At 54.8% G+C, this 16,698-nt stretch carries 12 protein-coding genes; all 12 read left to right on the top strand.

Annotation, left to right across the window (positions count from 1 at the left end; all coding sequences use genetic code 11):
* Positions 1 to 16: 16 nt before the first annotated feature.
* Entirely contained in the window at positions 17 to 1,126 is a 1,110-nt protein-coding gene (locus tag Q7U76_17925) for a glycosyltransferase (protein MDO8358259.1), read from the top strand.
* Positions 1,123 to 4,086: a lipid II flippase MurJ gene (locus Q7U76_17920; GenBank protein MDO8358258.1), complete on the top strand. Its 2,964-nt coding sequence runs from the start codon at positions 1,123 to 1,125 to the stop codon at positions 4,084 to 4,086. Before Q7U76_17925 ends, Q7U76_17920 begins: the two co-directional genes overlap by 4 nt.
* Positions 4,070 to 4,630, top strand: coding sequence for a sugar transferase (locus Q7U76_17915; GenBank protein ID MDO8358257.1), 561 nt, complete (start codon positions 4,070 to 4,072; stop codon positions 4,628 to 4,630). Before Q7U76_17920 ends, Q7U76_17915 begins: the two co-directional genes overlap by 17 nt.
* A gap of 388 nt (positions 4,631 to 5,018) precedes the next feature.
* Entirely contained in the window at positions 5,019 to 6,320 is a 1,302-nt protein-coding gene (locus Q7U76_17910) for an O-antigen ligase family protein (protein ID MDO8358256.1), read from the top strand.
* A 9-nt stretch (positions 6,321 to 6,329) separates the two neighbouring features.
* A complete protein-coding gene (locus tag Q7U76_17905; protein ID MDO8358255.1) occupies positions 6,330 to 8,237 on the top strand; it encodes a nucleoside-diphosphate sugar epimerase/dehydratase in 1,908 nt (635 codons plus the stop codon).
* A 252-nt stretch (positions 8,238 to 8,489) separates the two neighbouring features.
* On the top strand, positions 8,490 to 8,999 hold the full coding sequence (locus Q7U76_17900; GenBank protein ID MDO8358254.1) for an HAD hydrolase family protein: 510 nt from the start codon (positions 8,490 to 8,492) through the stop codon (positions 8,997 to 8,999).
* A 17-nt stretch (positions 9,000 to 9,016) separates the two neighbouring features.
* The gene (locus Q7U76_17895) at positions 9,017 to 10,498 is read left to right on the top strand and encodes a mannose-1-phosphate guanylyltransferase/mannose-6-phosphate isomerase (GenBank protein ID MDO8358253.1); all 1,482 of its coding nucleotides are present in this window, start codon (positions 9,017 to 9,019) and stop codon (positions 10,496 to 10,498) included.
* Between the two features lie 73 nt (positions 10,499 to 10,571).
* Entirely contained in the window at positions 10,572 to 11,972 is a 1,401-nt protein-coding gene (locus Q7U76_17890) for a phosphomannomutase/phosphoglucomutase (protein MDO8358252.1), read from the top strand.
* A gap of 229 nt (positions 11,973 to 12,201) precedes the next feature.
* Entirely contained in the window at positions 12,202 to 12,978 is a 777-nt protein-coding gene (locus Q7U76_17885) for a DUF3108 domain-containing protein (protein MDO8358251.1), read from the top strand.
* Positions 12,979 to 13,033: 55 nt separating this feature from the next.
* Entirely contained in the window at positions 13,034 to 14,038 is a 1,005-nt protein-coding gene (gene fbp, locus Q7U76_17880; protein MDO8358250.1) for a class 1 fructose-bisphosphatase, read from the top strand.
* Between the two features lie 134 nt (positions 14,039 to 14,172).
* Positions 14,173 to 15,096, top strand: coding sequence for a class I fructose-bisphosphate aldolase (locus Q7U76_17875; GenBank protein MDO8358249.1), 924 nt, complete (start codon positions 14,173 to 14,175; stop codon positions 15,094 to 15,096).
* 64 nt (positions 15,097 to 15,160) lie between these two features.
* Positions 15,161 to 16,672, top strand: coding sequence for a DegQ family serine endoprotease (locus tag Q7U76_17870; GenBank protein ID MDO8358248.1), 1,512 nt, complete (start codon positions 15,161 to 15,163; stop codon positions 16,670 to 16,672).
* Positions 16,673 to 16,698 lie beyond the last annotated feature (26 nt).

Genomic DNA, 16,698 nt, shown 5'->3' with positions numbered 1-16,698 from the left:
ATCCATTTGTTTCGTTGTGACTACGCCTTTTGCGGTTAATGCGTTCTTGCTGACGCATTTGAAGGCATTGGCAGATTGTTGCTCGGTCACATTGTGTGTGAATCGTTCTCTCTACCCGCTTTCTGAACAAATCGATTCACGCATTCGAGTGGTTGATTTCAAGATTGCGAGAGAAGTTTCTGTTTTTATGGACCTGCGGGCGTTTCTTTTTCTTGTGTTATTTTTTCGAGCCGAAAAATTTTCAGCAGTGCACAGCATCACTCCCAAGGCCGGGCTGCTGGCGATGCTTGCCGCTCGCCTCGCCGGTGTTCGACTGCGGCATCACACGTTCACCGGCCAGGTCTGGGCCAATAGAAGCGGGATTGCTCGGTACGTACTGAAAACGTTCGATCGAATGATTGTTCATTCTGCCTCGCAAGTGTTTGCAGATAGCCCGTCACAGTGCCGATTTCTCGATAATGAGAGGGTGGTCGGGTCTGGCGGGATCTCTATATTGGGGCCGGGCTCGATTTCAGGTGTCGATTTGAGCCGCTTTCGGCCAGAGACGGAGGTGTGTCATCAGGTGCGTGCTGAGCTAGGCACGGCCGGAGACGTGTGTGTGTTTCTCTCGGTCGGACGCCTGACCAGAGACAAAGGCGTCTTCGATTTGGTCGAGGCATTCACGACTGTAGCGGGTATAAATCCATGCGTGGAACTGTGGCTCGTTGGGCCGGATGAGGAGTGCCTATTTGATCAGATGGAGAAACAGAAAGAGCATGGCCCCGGCCGCATGCGGTGGCTTGGGCAGACGTTTCGCCCTGAGCGCTATATGGCGAGCGCCGATGTTCTCGTGTTACCGAGTTATCGGGAAGGATTCGGTTCCGTGGTCATTGAGGCGGCGGCCTGTGCAATTCCAACCGTTGCCTACCGTATCGATGGTGTCATCGATGCGGTGGTCGAGGATCGTACCGGATTATTGGTAGAGATTGGCAACGTCGAAGCGCTCGCAGCAGCAATGCTCCGTGTTTCCTTGGATTGTGCTGGGCGGCAAAGATTGGGCAGTCAGGCATTGGATCGCGTATCGAAGGAATTTTCCAGTGCGGTTGTGACGGCGGAATGGCGGGCCTTTTACGAGCGGGTTTTGTGAAACAGTCTGATCAGATAAAACGCGTGGTTGGCCTGACCGATCTCAATATAGGGATGCGTGATCTTTCCTATCGCTATCCTTCAGTGCGGTTGTTCTGGTGCTTGGGATTTGTTTATGCCTCGTTCATGGCGTTGCTGCTGCAGAAAGTGGTGTTGCCATTGATCCCGGAAATGCATGCCGGACATGGTTTATTGCCAAACGATGCCATCATTTTTCACAACATTGCTGCCGAGGTTGCGGAACGAATTCGTGCAAACGGTTGGTCTGAGTGGAGGCTATTTCCTGGAGCTGCTGGGAATGTTGGGGTGCTTGCGGCGATATACGCATTGGTGGGGCCGGACCCGGCATGGTTCATTCCGGTCAATGCGGCGGCTCATGCTACCGGTGCCGTGCTCATTTATAGAATGGGCGGACGCTTGTGCCCCGGCAATGCCGGTATGCTCGGTGGCCTCATTGCAGGGATCGCATTCTTGGCGTTTCCTTCCGCACTGCAGTGGTATGGGCAGAATCATAAGGATGCCTTTGCTATTGCGGGGACGTTGCTTGTGCTGGACGCGTGGCTTGATCTGCATTCAAGGCAGGACATTGCATTTAGAGGCATGATGCCGCTGGTCGTACGGGCTGCTTTGGGTGCGTTGTTAGTAGGGCTAGTTCGTCCGTACTTCCCTGTTATCCTGGTTTGTGCCTTGGTGGTTTCGTCCGCGATCGCCACAGCTCCTGGCGTGATTGGACGGCTGCGGGTGACTGCGCATTCGCTGGCGAAGCAATTGATGCTAATAGTTTCTGTGTCAATAATCGCTCTTGTGTTCACTTCTCTGCTCACTGATAAAGATTTGGACGTAGGCGTTGGTTCTTACGTTGTAGGCGACTCGGGGAAAGTGGCGCTACGCACCTTTTTAGACCCAGAAACTGGCGAAAAGTGGCAATGGAAAACGACGGACATTGTGCCGTCTGAGATCGATAAGGCCTTTAGACGAGCTTCCGAGCTACGGGTCCACTTCGTGGTATTTGGTCGCTCAGTCGGCGTCGGGTCGGAGGTTGATGGTGAGCGCCTACCAAACGATGCAGGGGGCACTCTGGCCTATATGCCGCGAGCGTTAGTGGTAGGGTTGTTTGCGCCGTTCCCAGAAACTTGGGTCGTGCGTGTGTCTGCGCCGAGGTTGATAGGAGCCGTGGAGACCGCGATTTGGTATGTGTTTGCCCTCGGTATCATGATTACCGTGCTGCGCATGCCAAGTCGGCAACTACTCGCGGGGATAATATTTTGCACGACCTTGCTTCTGATGCTCACTTACATTCATCCCAACGTGGGGACGCTCTACAGACAGCGTTTTGGGGTTTGGCAGTTCTTTTTACTCTGTGGCTCCGTCGGCTGGGCCAGTCTGATTCTCGGAACCCTTGATCGGCGAACAACGGCCAGGGAGGGAGAGGACCGGGTGGAGGTGTTCGCTGATAAGGCTGCTCAAGGCGGAGGGCTATCTTTCGGAGTTGATCGGCTCGCTGCGTCCGGCGCGGTGGTCATCATGGTTACATTGCTGTGCTACCTCGGGTTCCTTGCCAGGGATTTGCTGCTGGTGAAGCAGTTAGGGATGAGCGAGGGGCTCGACGCATTCTTTACTGCTGTGATGATCCCGATGTTTTTCGTGACGTTTCTGGCGATGCCAATGGCGGATGCCCTGACGTTGCCCTTCCTCTCGGCTAAGGGGGCCGAGTCTGCGGGACAGCGTGATTTGCTGATTCGCCACATGCTGGGTTTCGCCATCATGCTTTTGGGGACGGTGGCAGCGCTGGTGGTTGTCGCTGCGCCACAGATTGTTTGGCTTGTTCTTGGCGCCAACGGATCGGAACAGGCGGACATGGCTACGGCAATACTGCGTTGGTTTGCCCCAATCATCCTGCTGTCCGCTTGGACGGTCGTCGGGAACGCGGCTCTGAATGCGCTGGGCCGATCACGAGAGGCGGCGCTTGGGCAGCTAGTTGTGCCGGTAGTAACCATTGCCGCCTTGATCTTCGCTTCCTCTGGTAACGCCGCGGTTATGGCGATCGCGGGCATGTTGTTTGGAACAATTCTGAATATAGCGTGGGTACTGCTCTGTCTTCGCGCCTGTGGTATCCAGTTGGTTCCTACCATACCTGCCTTGCCGGTTCTTCGATCGGTAACTTTGTCATACCGGCGTCTGGTAGGCGCAGCTGTGCTGACTGCGGTGCTGATTCCGATGAACTACACGTTTGCAGCTTCGGTCGCTTCAGGGGCGGTTTCGGCATGGGCACTAGCAAGCAAGATTGTGGCGTTGCTCTCAGGGCTGGCTAGCGTGGGGGCGTCTGCTGTTGTATTGCCGCATCTCGCGCATCTTCTGTCGCATGGGGCGAAGAAGGGTATGCGGGACGACGCGTACTTCCTGCTTGTAATGGGTGGCTGGATAGGCGGATCGTTGGCCGTTGGGGCGGTGCTGTTTGCCGAGCCGTTAGTCGGTGCGGCTCTGTCCGGGAGCTTGTCTCAGGCGCAGGTCACCAACTTAGCTAATATCGTCAAGATAGGTGTGTTACAGCTGCCCCTCGCTATTTCCGGAGCGCTTATGGTGAAGATGGCCATTGTTTCAGGCGCGTCGTCACGTGTGTTGTTTGCTGCAACGCTGGGCTTTCTCTGCAACCTGTTGGTGAACATGCTGCTCGTCGCGCGTTTGGGTGTCATGGGGGTGGCGATCGGAACATTGACGGCGACAGCGGTTTCGACTCTAAGTCTGGCCGTGGCTGCGCATCGACAAGTCGGGCTCTCAACACGAGAGTTGCTGACTTTGTTTGTAAGTTGGTTAGTTTGGGCAAGTGTATGTGTTGCTGTTGACTCGCACAGCACAGCGGCAATTGTATACGCCGCCCTCGCCATTCTGGGGATGGCTTGGGCACAGCTCACCATTTGTCGGGATGGCCAGGAACTTGCGATTAATGAAGCGGTTGTTTGATTTTTGCGCTGCTCTGGTCCTAAGTATGCTGTTGTTGATTCCGGTGGGCGTTGTCGGGCTTGCCGTTCTCGTCACGTCACCTGGTCCGGTGTTGTACTGGAGCGACCGGGTTGGTCGCCAGAATCGTCTATTCAAAATGCCCAAGTTCCGGAGCATGCGGGTAGATGCGCCGGCCGTTGCGACGCATCTGCTCATAGATCCGTCCATGTATGTGACGCCGATCGGCTCCTTTTTACGCAAGGCGAGTTTGGATGAACTGCCGCAGCTCTGGAGTATCCTGAAGGGAGACATGAGTTTTGTTGGGCCTCGTCCTGCTTTGTTCAATCAGCATGACCTCATTGCCTTGCGTACTAATCAAGGTGTGCACGAGTTGGTGCCTGGACTAACCGGCTGGGCTCAGGTTAACGGTCGTGATGAGTTGCCCATCCCTGAGAAAGTCAACCTGGATGCGGAATACCTGCGCCGACAGTCGTTCAGGTTCGATCTCTGGATTCTGTGGCTGACTTTCGTGAAAGTTCTTCGTCGGGATGGCGTAACGCATTGAATCCTAATGGTGGCTCATGTTACGTATCGCAAAGTGCCTAACTAGGATTAGGGGTATTAAGAAACTGTAGTGATATGAATTCAACGGGTTCTCACCCAGCATATTGCAACGGCACGTGTTGAACTCAAACAGGGGACTTGCAGTTGCTTGATGAGACTCTTGTCATCAATTCGAGGGATTTCATTGATCGGCAACTTTAGCCGCTTGGCCTCGTTCATGAATTGATTCGTTTGAGGCGTCCGATTTGGGCACCGTCCATCCGAGCCGGTATCTTAAGATCTCACTTCTGAGCCCCTGTAAATAGTTGTGTGCGTTGAAGCATCTTCGGTCAAGAGGGGCTTGGAGCAACGGATACGACCTGCCAGTTCTTGAGAGGATCGTGGTGCCAATGACTTACTCCATCGCTAGGCAGCCATCCGAGCAAGTGGCCTACTTCGACACCATCATCCGCGTGGTGCTGGCTGTGTATATCGCAGCTCTTCCTTTCAAATCGCTGCTTATTGTGGAACGAAACGGGTTTTTGGTGTTATTGGGATTGCTGGTTATATGGTCTGTTCGCAACCGGTGTTTTTTCTATTCTCGGACACCGTACGATCTGCCCTTGCTGGCCTTTGTCGTCTGGGTGGGACTCACGATCCCATTCTCTGTGGCTCCGTCCTATAGTGCGAAGGAATATGGCAAGTTACTTCAGCACATGGTGGTTTTCTACGCGGTACTCCATTTTTTCAAAGGACTGCTCTATCGGCAGGTTCTTTTGGGGTTGATGGGGATTACAGCCATCATTGTCACTGCTTATGGGCTCACACAGTTCAATCTCGAAAATCCTCAGGCTGTGGTCTCGTTTCTGCCTGCTGAGGTATGGCTGACAACATTTCTAGTCATGGTCATCCCCTTTGGGTTGGCTGTGGCATTAGGGGAGGGGCCTCTAGAAGTAAGAAGTGGTGGTGCGCTTGTCGTAGGGATGATGATGGTCTGCCTGCTTGCGACTCAGTCGCGCGCAGGGCTCCTTGCCCTTGTTGCGGAGAGTTGGGTGATTGCTTGGTTCATCCGTTCGGCCTCCTCAAGAATTGTCGCTGGGGTCACAACAGTATGTGTGGTCGCTGCTGTTCTGCTGGTTTTTAATGAAAATGTCATCTTTGGAGCGGGAGCGGGAACCGGAGCCGGAGCCGACATCACGAATTCGATTCCTCTCAAAAAAGGATTTTCCTCTGTGGTTCACAGGTTTGAAATTTGGCTGTTTACCCTGTCTGAGATCGGCAAACATTGGTTAGTTGGAATCGGATATGGAAGCCAAAGCTATTTGCTTCTGTATGGCCAGGAACCAGAATTCGTTAGGCCTGGACATGGTTCCATTACGCATGCAGGGACACATAATATTTTTCTCTATATGGCGCTCCATGTTGGGATCCCGGGGATGTTGCTGTTTGGGTGGCTTTTTATTTTGATTGTGTGGCGAACTGCTGAAGAATACCGACAGGCTCACGATTGGCTGTCAAGAATTGTGCTTGTGGGGACAATAGGAAGTGTTGCGGGATTAATTCTACGTCTGCAATTCGACCAAATGCTGGTCGGATCGTTGGCGATGCTTTTCTGGGTGTTTTTGGCAATGGCGGTTTTGAGCTACTCGTCATACAATCAAGCAGTTAAGGAAGTTCGAGCTGGAAGGTTTGGAGCGTTAACGAAAGCGTAAGTGGCATTTATGCAAAAAGTTCTAATCTCCCTGTTCCATTGTCTCGTCGGTCGCTATGGTCAATTCATGCAGCAGTATCGATCAGTTCTTGTGGTCTGCACACAGCTCGGGCTTATTGCGGTGGCGAATATGGCAGCCTTTGCTCTTCGATTCGAAGGGGATATTCCCCACGACCAATTTGGATTGTTCTTAAGAGGCCTTCCCATCGTATTGGCCATATATTCGGTTTGTCTTGCTGTGTTTGGCATTCAGCAAGGGCTGTGGCGCTATGTCGGCCTCCATGATTTAGGTCGTATCCTCTGGGCTACCGTTATTAGTTCTGCCGTGTTCTTCGGAGTAGTGCATGGTTTACTCGGGTGGGACGCCTATCCCCGCTCAGTCATTATTCTCACGGGTGTGCTCAGCGGACTGTTTCTTGCTGGTATTAGGCTGGCTGTTCGCTGGTTCCGTGAATGGCTTCGGGTCTTAAGCCCCTCAGCTAGAAGAGTCTTGATTGTTGGAGCGGGCCATGCCGGCGAGTTATTGGTGCGGGATATGTTGAGCGATGGGAACTCGCACTACCGGCCGGTCGGTTTAGTGGACGATGATCCGATTAAGCGGAAGATGAAGATTCATGGTGTATCGGTGGTGGGGTCGATTGAGGACATTGCCGCGCTGACGCGTGGCCTCGCGGCCCACGAGATCATTGTGGCGATTCCCTCGGCGTCGACCGCGTTGAAGCAGCGAATCCTTGCCGCGTCTGAGGGATGCAAGGTTCCTATCAAGCTCTTGCCGAGCGTGAAGCAACTGCTAGCGAATCCTGAGGCGCTGAGACAGGTCAGGCCGATGAGCTTGGAGGATCTTCTGCAGCGTGAACCTATTCAGATGGATCGGCAGGAGTTGCATCCCTTGCTCGAAGGGAAGCGAGTGCTTGTGACCGGCGCTGGGGGGTCGATCGGGTCTGAGCTCTGCAGGCAGATCGCTCGATATCATCCATCCACATTGATCCTCTTTGAGCGCTATGAGAATGGACTGTACGCATTAGATCTTGAGTTGCGGAGGCAGTTTCCTGACGTGACGATCGTTCCGGCGGTGGGAGATGTCACCGTACCTGACCGGGTAATCGAGGTGTTGCGGCAGACGGACCCGGAGCTTGTCTTTCATGCTGCCGCGCACAAGCATGTGCCCTTGATGGAGCTGAATCCGAAGGAGGCTGTTCGCAATAACGTGTTTGGAACAAAAGTCGTAGCTGAGGCGGCTTTGGCTTGTGGCGTGGATCGATTCGTGCTGATTTCCACCGACAAGGCGGTGAATCCGACAAGTGTCATGGGCGCCACAAAACGGGTAGCCGAAGACCTGCTGCAGAGACTGAGTTATAGCGGACAGACAAAATTTACGGTGGTCAGATTTGGGAATGTGCTGGGCAGCAATGGCAGTGTCGTCCCCCTGTTTACGGATCAAATCCGAAGGGGTGGGCCGGTTACGGTGACCCATCCTGAGATCAAACGGTTTTTCATGACGATTCCTGAGGCGGTGCAATTGGTGCTACAGGCTAGCCTGTTGGGACGGGGCGGCGAAGTGTTTGTGTTGGATATGGGGGAGCAGGTCAAAGTGGTTGATTTAGCCAGGAACATGATTGTGTTGTCCGGTCTTGTGCCAGACCAGGATATTCAGATTGAGTTTAGCGGGTTACGTCCAGGGGAAAAATTGTACGAAGAGCTCTTTGAAGCAGCTGAGCAAGTCGAACCCACCGCGCACGCAAAAATCCGGCGCGCAATCAGTCCTCCGTCGATTCAATCTGATCGTCTAGATCGAGCGATTGCTCATCTCGAGACTGCCCTGAGTCATGGCGATGATGACGAATTGATTCGCCGACTCAATGAGGCGGTCCCAACCTATACTCCAATGTCGGCTCGCAACGCTGTACATATTCATTGATCTGCGCTGCCCTGTCTCTCGAGTTTTTTCGGTTTGGGGGCGGATGTATGAGGTGCGGTTCACCCTTACGTTACTCCAGGATGAGGGCGGCGGTCATATTTGCTGACTCATTTGCTTTTTCTCATCTCGGTTTTTGGTGTGCAGCGTTAGGTAAGGTTAGTAAGATGGCACAGGCCAATAGATAGGACTCATACGATGGTGCAACGGACATCAACGAAAAAAACAACTCGGCCTAGGAAAGTCTCACGCACGTTGCTCAGTCAGATCCGTCTCTTTGCCACCGATGTCGATGGCGTGTTGACGGATGCAGGCATGTACTATGCTGAGTCTGGTGACGAGTGGAAGAAGTTCAATACGCGTGACGGCATGGGGATCAAGCTGTTGCAGAAGGCAGGGATAATCACCGCTATTGTCACGCAGGAGCGGACGAAGCTGGTGGCACGGCGTGCTGAGAAGCTCACGATCCCCGAGCTGCACCAAGGGGTGCTGGATAAGTTGTCGCTCGTCCGTGAGATGGCGTCCCGCTATGGGCTCCCGCTCAGCCAGGTTGCCTACATCGGGGACGATATCAACGATCTTGAGACGCTCAAGGCTGTGGGATTTTCTGCCACACCGGCCGATGGAATGCCTCAGGTTGCTGCAGCGGTCGACTACATATGTCAGAAGAAGGGTGGGGAGGGGGCGGTTCGTGAAATCATTGAGATGATTTTGGAAGCTCAAGGCTCAACGTCCAAAGCTATAGGATTAGGAAAGCGCACATAGGGCAGGAGATTCAGGGTATGGCTTCTCTTAAACGGCGAACATCGAACTTCCAACAGGATAACCATCTCTATCCCGTGATCATGGCTGGTGGAAGCGGCACCAGGTTTTGGCCGCTCAGCCGACAATTATTTCCCAAGCAGCTGCTGCGAATTATGGGAGATGAAACGCTGATTCAGCAGACCATGCGCCGGGTGGTCTGTGCGTCGGCACCTGACCGGGTGATGATCTCCACGAATCCGGCTCAAGCAGAGTCCATTCGCGGCCAGTTGGGTGAATGGAAAGATGCGCTTGCAGATAATTTCGTGCTTGAGCCGGAAGGGCGCAATACCGCTCCGGCGATCGCCTTAGTTGCGTTAGAGCTGGTTCGTCGGGATCCAGACGCGATTATGTTAGTGGTTCCGGCCGATCACATCGTCAAAGGCCAGCGAGCATTCGATGCGGCGGTATCGTTGGCGGCGACGCTGGCGAAGCAGGACTATTTGGTGACATTCGGTATCAAGCCGATTCGTCCCGAGACTGGTTACGGCTATATCAAGCCCAACCGGAACGTAATATTGGAAAAACAGGGCACGCTTAAGGGGCACCCGGTCAGCCGATTCGTCGAAAAGCCGAATGTCACCAAGGCGGCACAATATCTCAACGCGGGGGACTATTATTGGAATAGCGGCATGTTCATTTGGCGTGCCGCGGTGATTCTTGACGAGATTAAGCGCCACCAACCGGCCCTCTATCGTGGGATCGAGCGGATTGGCCAATTGATCCAGACAGGGGCATCGAGGCAGGCGATCGACGATGCCTACCGGGTGCTCAAGCCGGTCTCAATCGATAACGGTGTGATGGAGCAGTCGAAGAAAGCTGCGATCGTGCCAGTGGCTTTTCAATGGTCTGACGTCGGGAGTTGGGGAAGTTTGGATGAAGTGGCGTCGAAGGATAAGGCCGGCAATGTCCTGGTCGGTCGTGTCGTCGACATCGATAGCCATCGGTCGATTGTGTATGGGGATCGCCGTCTTGTGGCAACGATCGGGCTCACCGACATGGTGGTGGTGGATACGCCGGACGCCACATTAGTCTGTCCAAAATCCCGCGCGCAAGATGTGAAGCAGTTGGTCGAGATTCTCAAGAAGCAGAAAGCGCCGGAGCATCTGGAGCATCTCACCGTGCATCGGCCCTGGGGATCCTATACGATCCTGGAAGAGGGACCGGGGTACAAAGTGAAGCGGGTGACGGTGAAGCCGGGAGGACGGCTGTCATTACAGATGCACCATCAACGGAGCGAACATTGGGTGGTGATTACCGGGACGGCGCGTGTGACGAGGGGTGACGAGGTGTTCGATCTCAAAGTTGGACATAGTACAGAAATCCCTGTCGAAACCCGTCATCGCTTGGAAAATCCCGGTCAAGAGACCCTGCATATCATTGAAGTGCAGAACGGGCCCTACCTTGGAGAAGACGACATTGTCCGGTTTCAGGATGATTATGGGCGGACGCCAAAACAGTGATGCGTGGAGAGCCAGTGTCGGGGATCTCTTCATGCTCATCACCCATCACTGATCACACATCACAGGGGTATCTATGGGACTCTTTCGCGAATATGATTTGCGCGGCATCGTGGGGCAGGAGCTCACCGATTCGATTGCGGAACAAGTGGGGCGCGCCTACTGCACCTATGTCAAAGACCGTGGGGTCAAGACGATTTCAGTCGGGCGCGATGGTCGACTCAGTTCGCCGGGTCTCTTCGCGTCCCTTGTGCGTGGGCTCCTCGCCGGTGGCCTGAACGTCATAGATATTGGTATTTGCCCCTCGCCTCTGGTGTATTTCTCGCTGTTTCAGCTGCCGGTCGACGGCGGTATCATGATCACCGGGAGCCACAATGCGGCTGAATATAACGGATTTAAGATCTGCGTCGGGAAAGAAGCGATTCATGGAGAAGAGATCCAGGCGCTGCGAGCAGTGATGGAGGCCGGCGCGTTTGTCTCAGGCGCTGGAACGTTGTCAGAACATGCCATCATTCCTGACTATCTGGCCTATCTCAAGAAGAGTTTCGCTCACGTCAATGCCAAGCGCCTGCATGTCGTCATCGACTGCGGAAATGGTGTTGCCGCGTTAGTGGCCAAGGAGGCGCTGGAGCTCTTGGGCTGCCGCGTCACCGGGCTCTATTGCGATCTTGATGGGAGATTCCCGAATCATCATCCCGATCCCACAGTCTTAGAGAATCTTGACGATCTGATTCAGGCGGTCAAACAACACCAGGCCGATGTCGGGATCGGTTACGACGGGGATGCCGATCGTATTGGGACCATCGATGAGCAGGGGAATGTGTTATGGGGCGATCGCCTGATGGTGGTCTACTCGCGCGATATTCTGGCTGAAAAACCCGGGAGTACTATCATCTCCGAGGTTAAATCATCGCAGAGCCTCTATGACGATATCGCGAAACGGGGGGGACGCCCGATCATGTGGAAAACCGGTCACTCCCTGATCAAAGCGAAGATGAAAAGCGAACAGGCGGTATTGGCCGGTGAAATGTCCGGGCACATGTTTTTTGCCGATCGATATTTTGGCTATGACGACGCGATATACGCCTCCTGCCGACTGGTGGAGATTCTGGCCAAGACGACTCAGCCACTCTCTGCCTTGGTTGCGGATCTTCCGAAGACGTCGGTCACGCCAGAGATTCGAGATGATGTGTCCGACTCCATCAAGTTCCAGTTGGTCAAACATGTGCAAGATCGCTTGGCAGCCTGTATGAAGAGCCGTGAGCCGCTTGGACCTGCCAAGTTGGTGATGCGCGATGTGGTCACCATCGATGGGGTTCGCGCCATATTCGACGATGGATGGGGGCTGATCAGAGCGTCGAATACCCAGCCGGCCCTCGTGTTACGTTTCGAGGCTACCTCGCCGGAGCGGTTGGCCACGATCCGCGCCGTCATCGAAGGCGAACTCAAGGCGGCCAAGCAAGCTCTTGGCTGTTAACAGGATGCTGAAAAAGCCCGCCAGCTTCGTTCTCGGCTCATCGAAATCCTCAACGTACCCCTGAGGGTACGCTTCCGGTTTCAATTCGCCTGTGGCCTTGCTGAACGGACTTTTTGAGCATCCTGGAGGGCGTTTCCTTCCTGCAGCGTATCTACCCCGAGACGTAATGACTTCGTATCAACCTCCACGGGCTCATCAGCGGGGTGATTTGCTGCTCCAAGCTACTTTCTTGCGTATCTGGATTTTTCTTGCCTGCCTGATCCTGGGTGCTTTGAGCAGTTCAGTCTCATGGGCTGGGGCTGGCGATCTGCCCACAGCACGACCCTTCCAAGTCGGAGAACAGCTCACCTTCGATATTTCTTGGCTGAATATTACAGCAGGCACAGCCGTGATGGCAGTCAGTGGTGCCGGCACGGAAGGGGATCAATCGCTGGTGAAACTGGTCACCACGGCGCAGTCGAGGCCGGCGATCACCAAGTTCTTTCCGGTAGACAATCGGGTGGAGTCATTACTGGACCCTGCCACGCTACTGCCGGAGCATCTGACGTTTAAACGACGCGAAGGGAAAAAGAAAGAAGATATCGAGTACACCTTTCACCAGAAAGAGGGAGCGGTCACCGTCGTCAAGGGCGGGGCGACCGAACGGTTGGAGATGCCTCCGGGCACTCAAGACGTCATCTCTTGCCTCTACTATGCGCGTAGCGCATTGTCGCTCCAGCCTGGTGCATCGCTGACGATGAATGTCTATCACGATAAGAAGAACCGGAAGTTGGACGTGCGGGTTGAGGAGATCGAAACAATCAGCGGACCCTGGGGTACGGTTGAAACGGCCCGCTTGTTGGTCGTCATGCCGTTCCAAGGCCTCTTTCTCAACCAGGGCAACATACGGGTTTGGTTGACCAACGATGAACGGCGCATTCCGGTTCGAATGAAGGCCAAAGTCGTCATCGGGTCGATTGTGGCCGATCTCGTCAGTGGATGGCAGTCCTCAACAGCGACCCCATAAGAGAACCAGCCTTTCGTTGCCCGCCCTCTTCAAAACGGTTATACTCGCCTCTACTATGGGACAGTTTCCTCTTACTTTAAGCAGCTTTATCAGTCAGCAACCGGGCGGGCCTTCTGGGGAAACCGGAGATTTCGCCTGTCTCCTGGGCCAGATCGGCCTGGTCGGTAAACTGATAGCCCGAGATCTTCGACGTGCAGGGCTGATCAATATCTTGGGAACGACCGGCGAAGTGAATGTGCAAGGGGAGACGGTCAAAAAACTGGATGAAATTGCGAACGAGACATTTCTGCAGGCCTTTCGCCAGAGCGATCTTGTCTGTGCGTTGGCGTCTGAGGAGATGGAAAAACCAGTCCTGCTCCCTCAAAATTGGCCGCAGGCCCAGTACATGGTGCTGTTCGATCCGCTTGATGGCTCATCCAACACAGACTGCAATATGCCGATGGGTGCGATTTTTTCCATCGTGAAATGTGCAGACAAAGATCGGATGCCGGCGGAGGATGACCTCGTCCGTAAGGGTACAGAACAGGTGGCGGCCGGTTATCTCATGTTCGGCTCAAGCACCATGTTGGTCTATACGGTTGGACAAGGGGTTCACGGGTTTACATTAGAGCCCGGCATCGGCGAATATCTCTTGTCTCACGAACAGATTCGTATCCCTGCTCGAGGCAAGGTCTATGGCGCAAACGAAGGCAATTATCATAAGTGGACGACGGGGACGAAGAAGTATCTGGACCATGTGAAGGTTCAGGATAAAGCCACGGGGCGGCCCTACAGCGTCCGGTATTCCGCCTGTCTGGTGGCCGACGTACACAGGATTCTCCTCGGGGGAGGTGTCTATCTTTACCCAGGTGAGCTGGACAAGCCGGAGGGGAAGCTCCGATTATTGTACGAAGCCAATCCGTTGGCATGGGTCGTGGAACAGGCAGGGGGGAAGGCCAGCACCGGCACCATGCGCATCCTCGATGTCGAGGCCAAGCAACTGCATCAGCGGGTGCCATTGATCATCGGAAGTCCGAGCGATGTGGGCGACGCAGAGGCATTCATCCAAGGTAGACGGTAACCGTGCCGACTGTAACTATTCAGGTAGATTAGGCTGAAGGTCGGAGTTCGAAGTTCCGAACATGTCAGCCGTCAGCCTGAACACCTGAGTAGGCACGAACGTATCACGTTTCATGAATCCACCGGAGGACAGACATGGCTGATCGCGTACAAGAGATTTTGAGCTGGTACAGCAGCGACAACGCGGGAACGCAAACCAATATCGCCCGGCTGCTGCGTCATGGCAAATTGGCGGGGACAGGAAAGCTGGTGATTTTGCCCGTGGATCAAGGGTTCGAGCATGGCCCGGCCCGGAGCTTCGCGGTCAATCCTGGGGGGTATAATCCCCTCTATCACTTTCAGCTGGCGATCGATGCGGGCTGTAATGCCTACGCTGCGCCGTTGGGGTTTCTTGAGGCCGGGGCGAGCCAGTACGCGGGGCAAATCCCGCTCATTCTGAAACTCAATAGCCATGATTCGTTGCATGACGACAAGGATCCGATGCCGTCAGTCACCGGAAGCGTCTCGGATGCCTTGCGTCTGGGTTGCGTGGCGGTGGGGTTCACGATCTACCCCGGGTCTTCGCACTGCAACGCTATGTATGAACAGTTGCGCGAGATTGCCGCGGATGCCAAGGACTGTGGGTTAGCCGTCGTTGTGTGGTCGTACCCCCGGGGGTCAGGCCTGAGCAAGGACGGGGAGACCGCCATCGATGTGGTGGCCTATGCGGCGCAGATTGCGGCCCAACTCGGCGCCCATATCATTAAGGTCAAGCTTCCCTCGGCGCAGCTTGAACAGGCTGCGGCCAAGAAGGTGTACGAGTCGGTGAAGATTCCGATCACCACGCTGGCTGAGCGAGTGAAGCATGTGGTGCAGAGTGCGTTCGATGGCCGCCGGATCGTGATTTTCTCCGGAGGGGCCAAGAGCGAGGACAAGAATGTGTTTGATGAAGCGCGCGCGATTCGCGATGGCGGTGGGTTCGGTTCCATTATCGGGCGGAACTCGTTTCAGCGTCCCAAGCCGGAGGCGATCAAGTTTCTTCATACCATCATGGGGATTTATTCCGGCGAGGGTAAGTGAAGAGTCGGCTTGGTTTCACGTGCCGCGTCAGTCTGTCGCTTGAGGTGAAGGATACATGGTACCTATGAAGTCACGTCGGCCCTGGCTCGTTCCGTTCATCTTGATTGCCGTTGGGATCATCATTGGAGTGGTGGTGGCGTCCGATATGGGATGGCTTCCGAGCAGCACCGCCGGGCCCGACCAGATTCCCTCCCCTCTCGTTCGTCCGGTGGCCACGGCTCCACAGTTGCCGTTGTCTGGGGGGAGCGGGAAAAACTTCGTCGAGATCGCAAAATCGGTCAAGCCGGCGGTCGTCAACATTGCGGCAACGAGAACGGGAAAAGCCGGAGAGAGCCCTCAAGCCTCACCATTTGACGATCCATTCTTTCGGCGGTTCTTCGGCGACGAACTCAAACGCGATATCCCGAAGGAACGGAAGGAACGGGGACAGGGCTCCGGGGTTATTGTGGATCCCAGCGGCGTGATCATTACCAACAATCACGTGGTGAACAAGGCCGACGACATTCGCGTGGTGCTGTCCGATAAACGCGAGTTTAAAGCCAAGTTAATCGGGACGGACTCGAAGACGGACATTGCGGTGATCAAGATCGAGGCCACGGGGCTGTCGCCGATCGCTTGGGCTGATTCCGATCAATTGGAAGTTGGCGAGTTTGTACTGGCGGTGGGCAGTCCCTTTGGCCTGACGCAAACGGTGACGATGGGCATTGTCAGTGCGGTTGGGCGAGCCAGTATGGGGATTGCCGAATATGAAGACTTCATCCAGACCGATGCCGCGATCAATCCCGGCAATTCAGGCGGGGCGTTGGTGAACATCCGTGGCGAGTTGGTCGGTATCAACACCGCCATCTTCAGCCAGAGCGGCGGGAATATGGGGATCGGGTTTGCCGTGCCCAGCAATTTGGCGCGCTCGATCATGGATCAACTGGTCGGAACCGGAAAAGTCGTGCGCGGATGGCTGGGTGTATCCATTCAAGACCTGTCGCCTGAGTTGGCGGCACAATTCGGCATCACGGAAACAAAGGGTGTGCTCGTCAGCGATGTGATGGACGACAGTCCTGCGAAGAAGGCGGGATTTGAACGGGCCGATGTGATTGTCGAGTTTGACGGGAAGCCGATGGACTCGCCGACGCATTTGCGCAATGCCGTGGCGCAAACCCCTCTTGGGAAAAAGGTGCCGATCAAGCTGATTCGAGACAAGAAGCCCAAGGTGCTCGAGGTCACTATCGTCGAGCAACCGAAGTCGATGTCACAGGCTGGTGCAGAGGAGAATGCGGAGTCGATTGCGCCGACAGGGGTGCTGTCGGATCTTGAGGTGCATGAACTGACAGAGGAGTTGACCAGTCGGTACGGGATCAAGTCGACCGAGCGAGGCGTCGTGGTGACGCGCGTGAAGCCCGGCAGTACGGCAGAAGAAATGGGCGTGCGGGAAGGCGACATGATTCTGGAGGTGAATCGAAAGGCTGTGACCTCGGTGAAGGTGTATGAACGGGTCATGTCAGGCCTTTCCAAAGATCAAGCGGTCCTCTTATTAGTGAAACGACAGGGCCGATCCCTTTATCTCACGCTTCGGCCTTAAGGACCGTTCCACCCTGCCTCGTGAGA

The organism is Nitrospirota bacterium (assembly GCA_030645475.1).
Classification (GTDB): Bacteria; Nitrospirota; Nitrospiria; order Nitrospirales; family Nitrospiraceae; genus Palsa-1315.
This window is presented reverse-complemented; position numbering and strand designations above follow the sequence as displayed.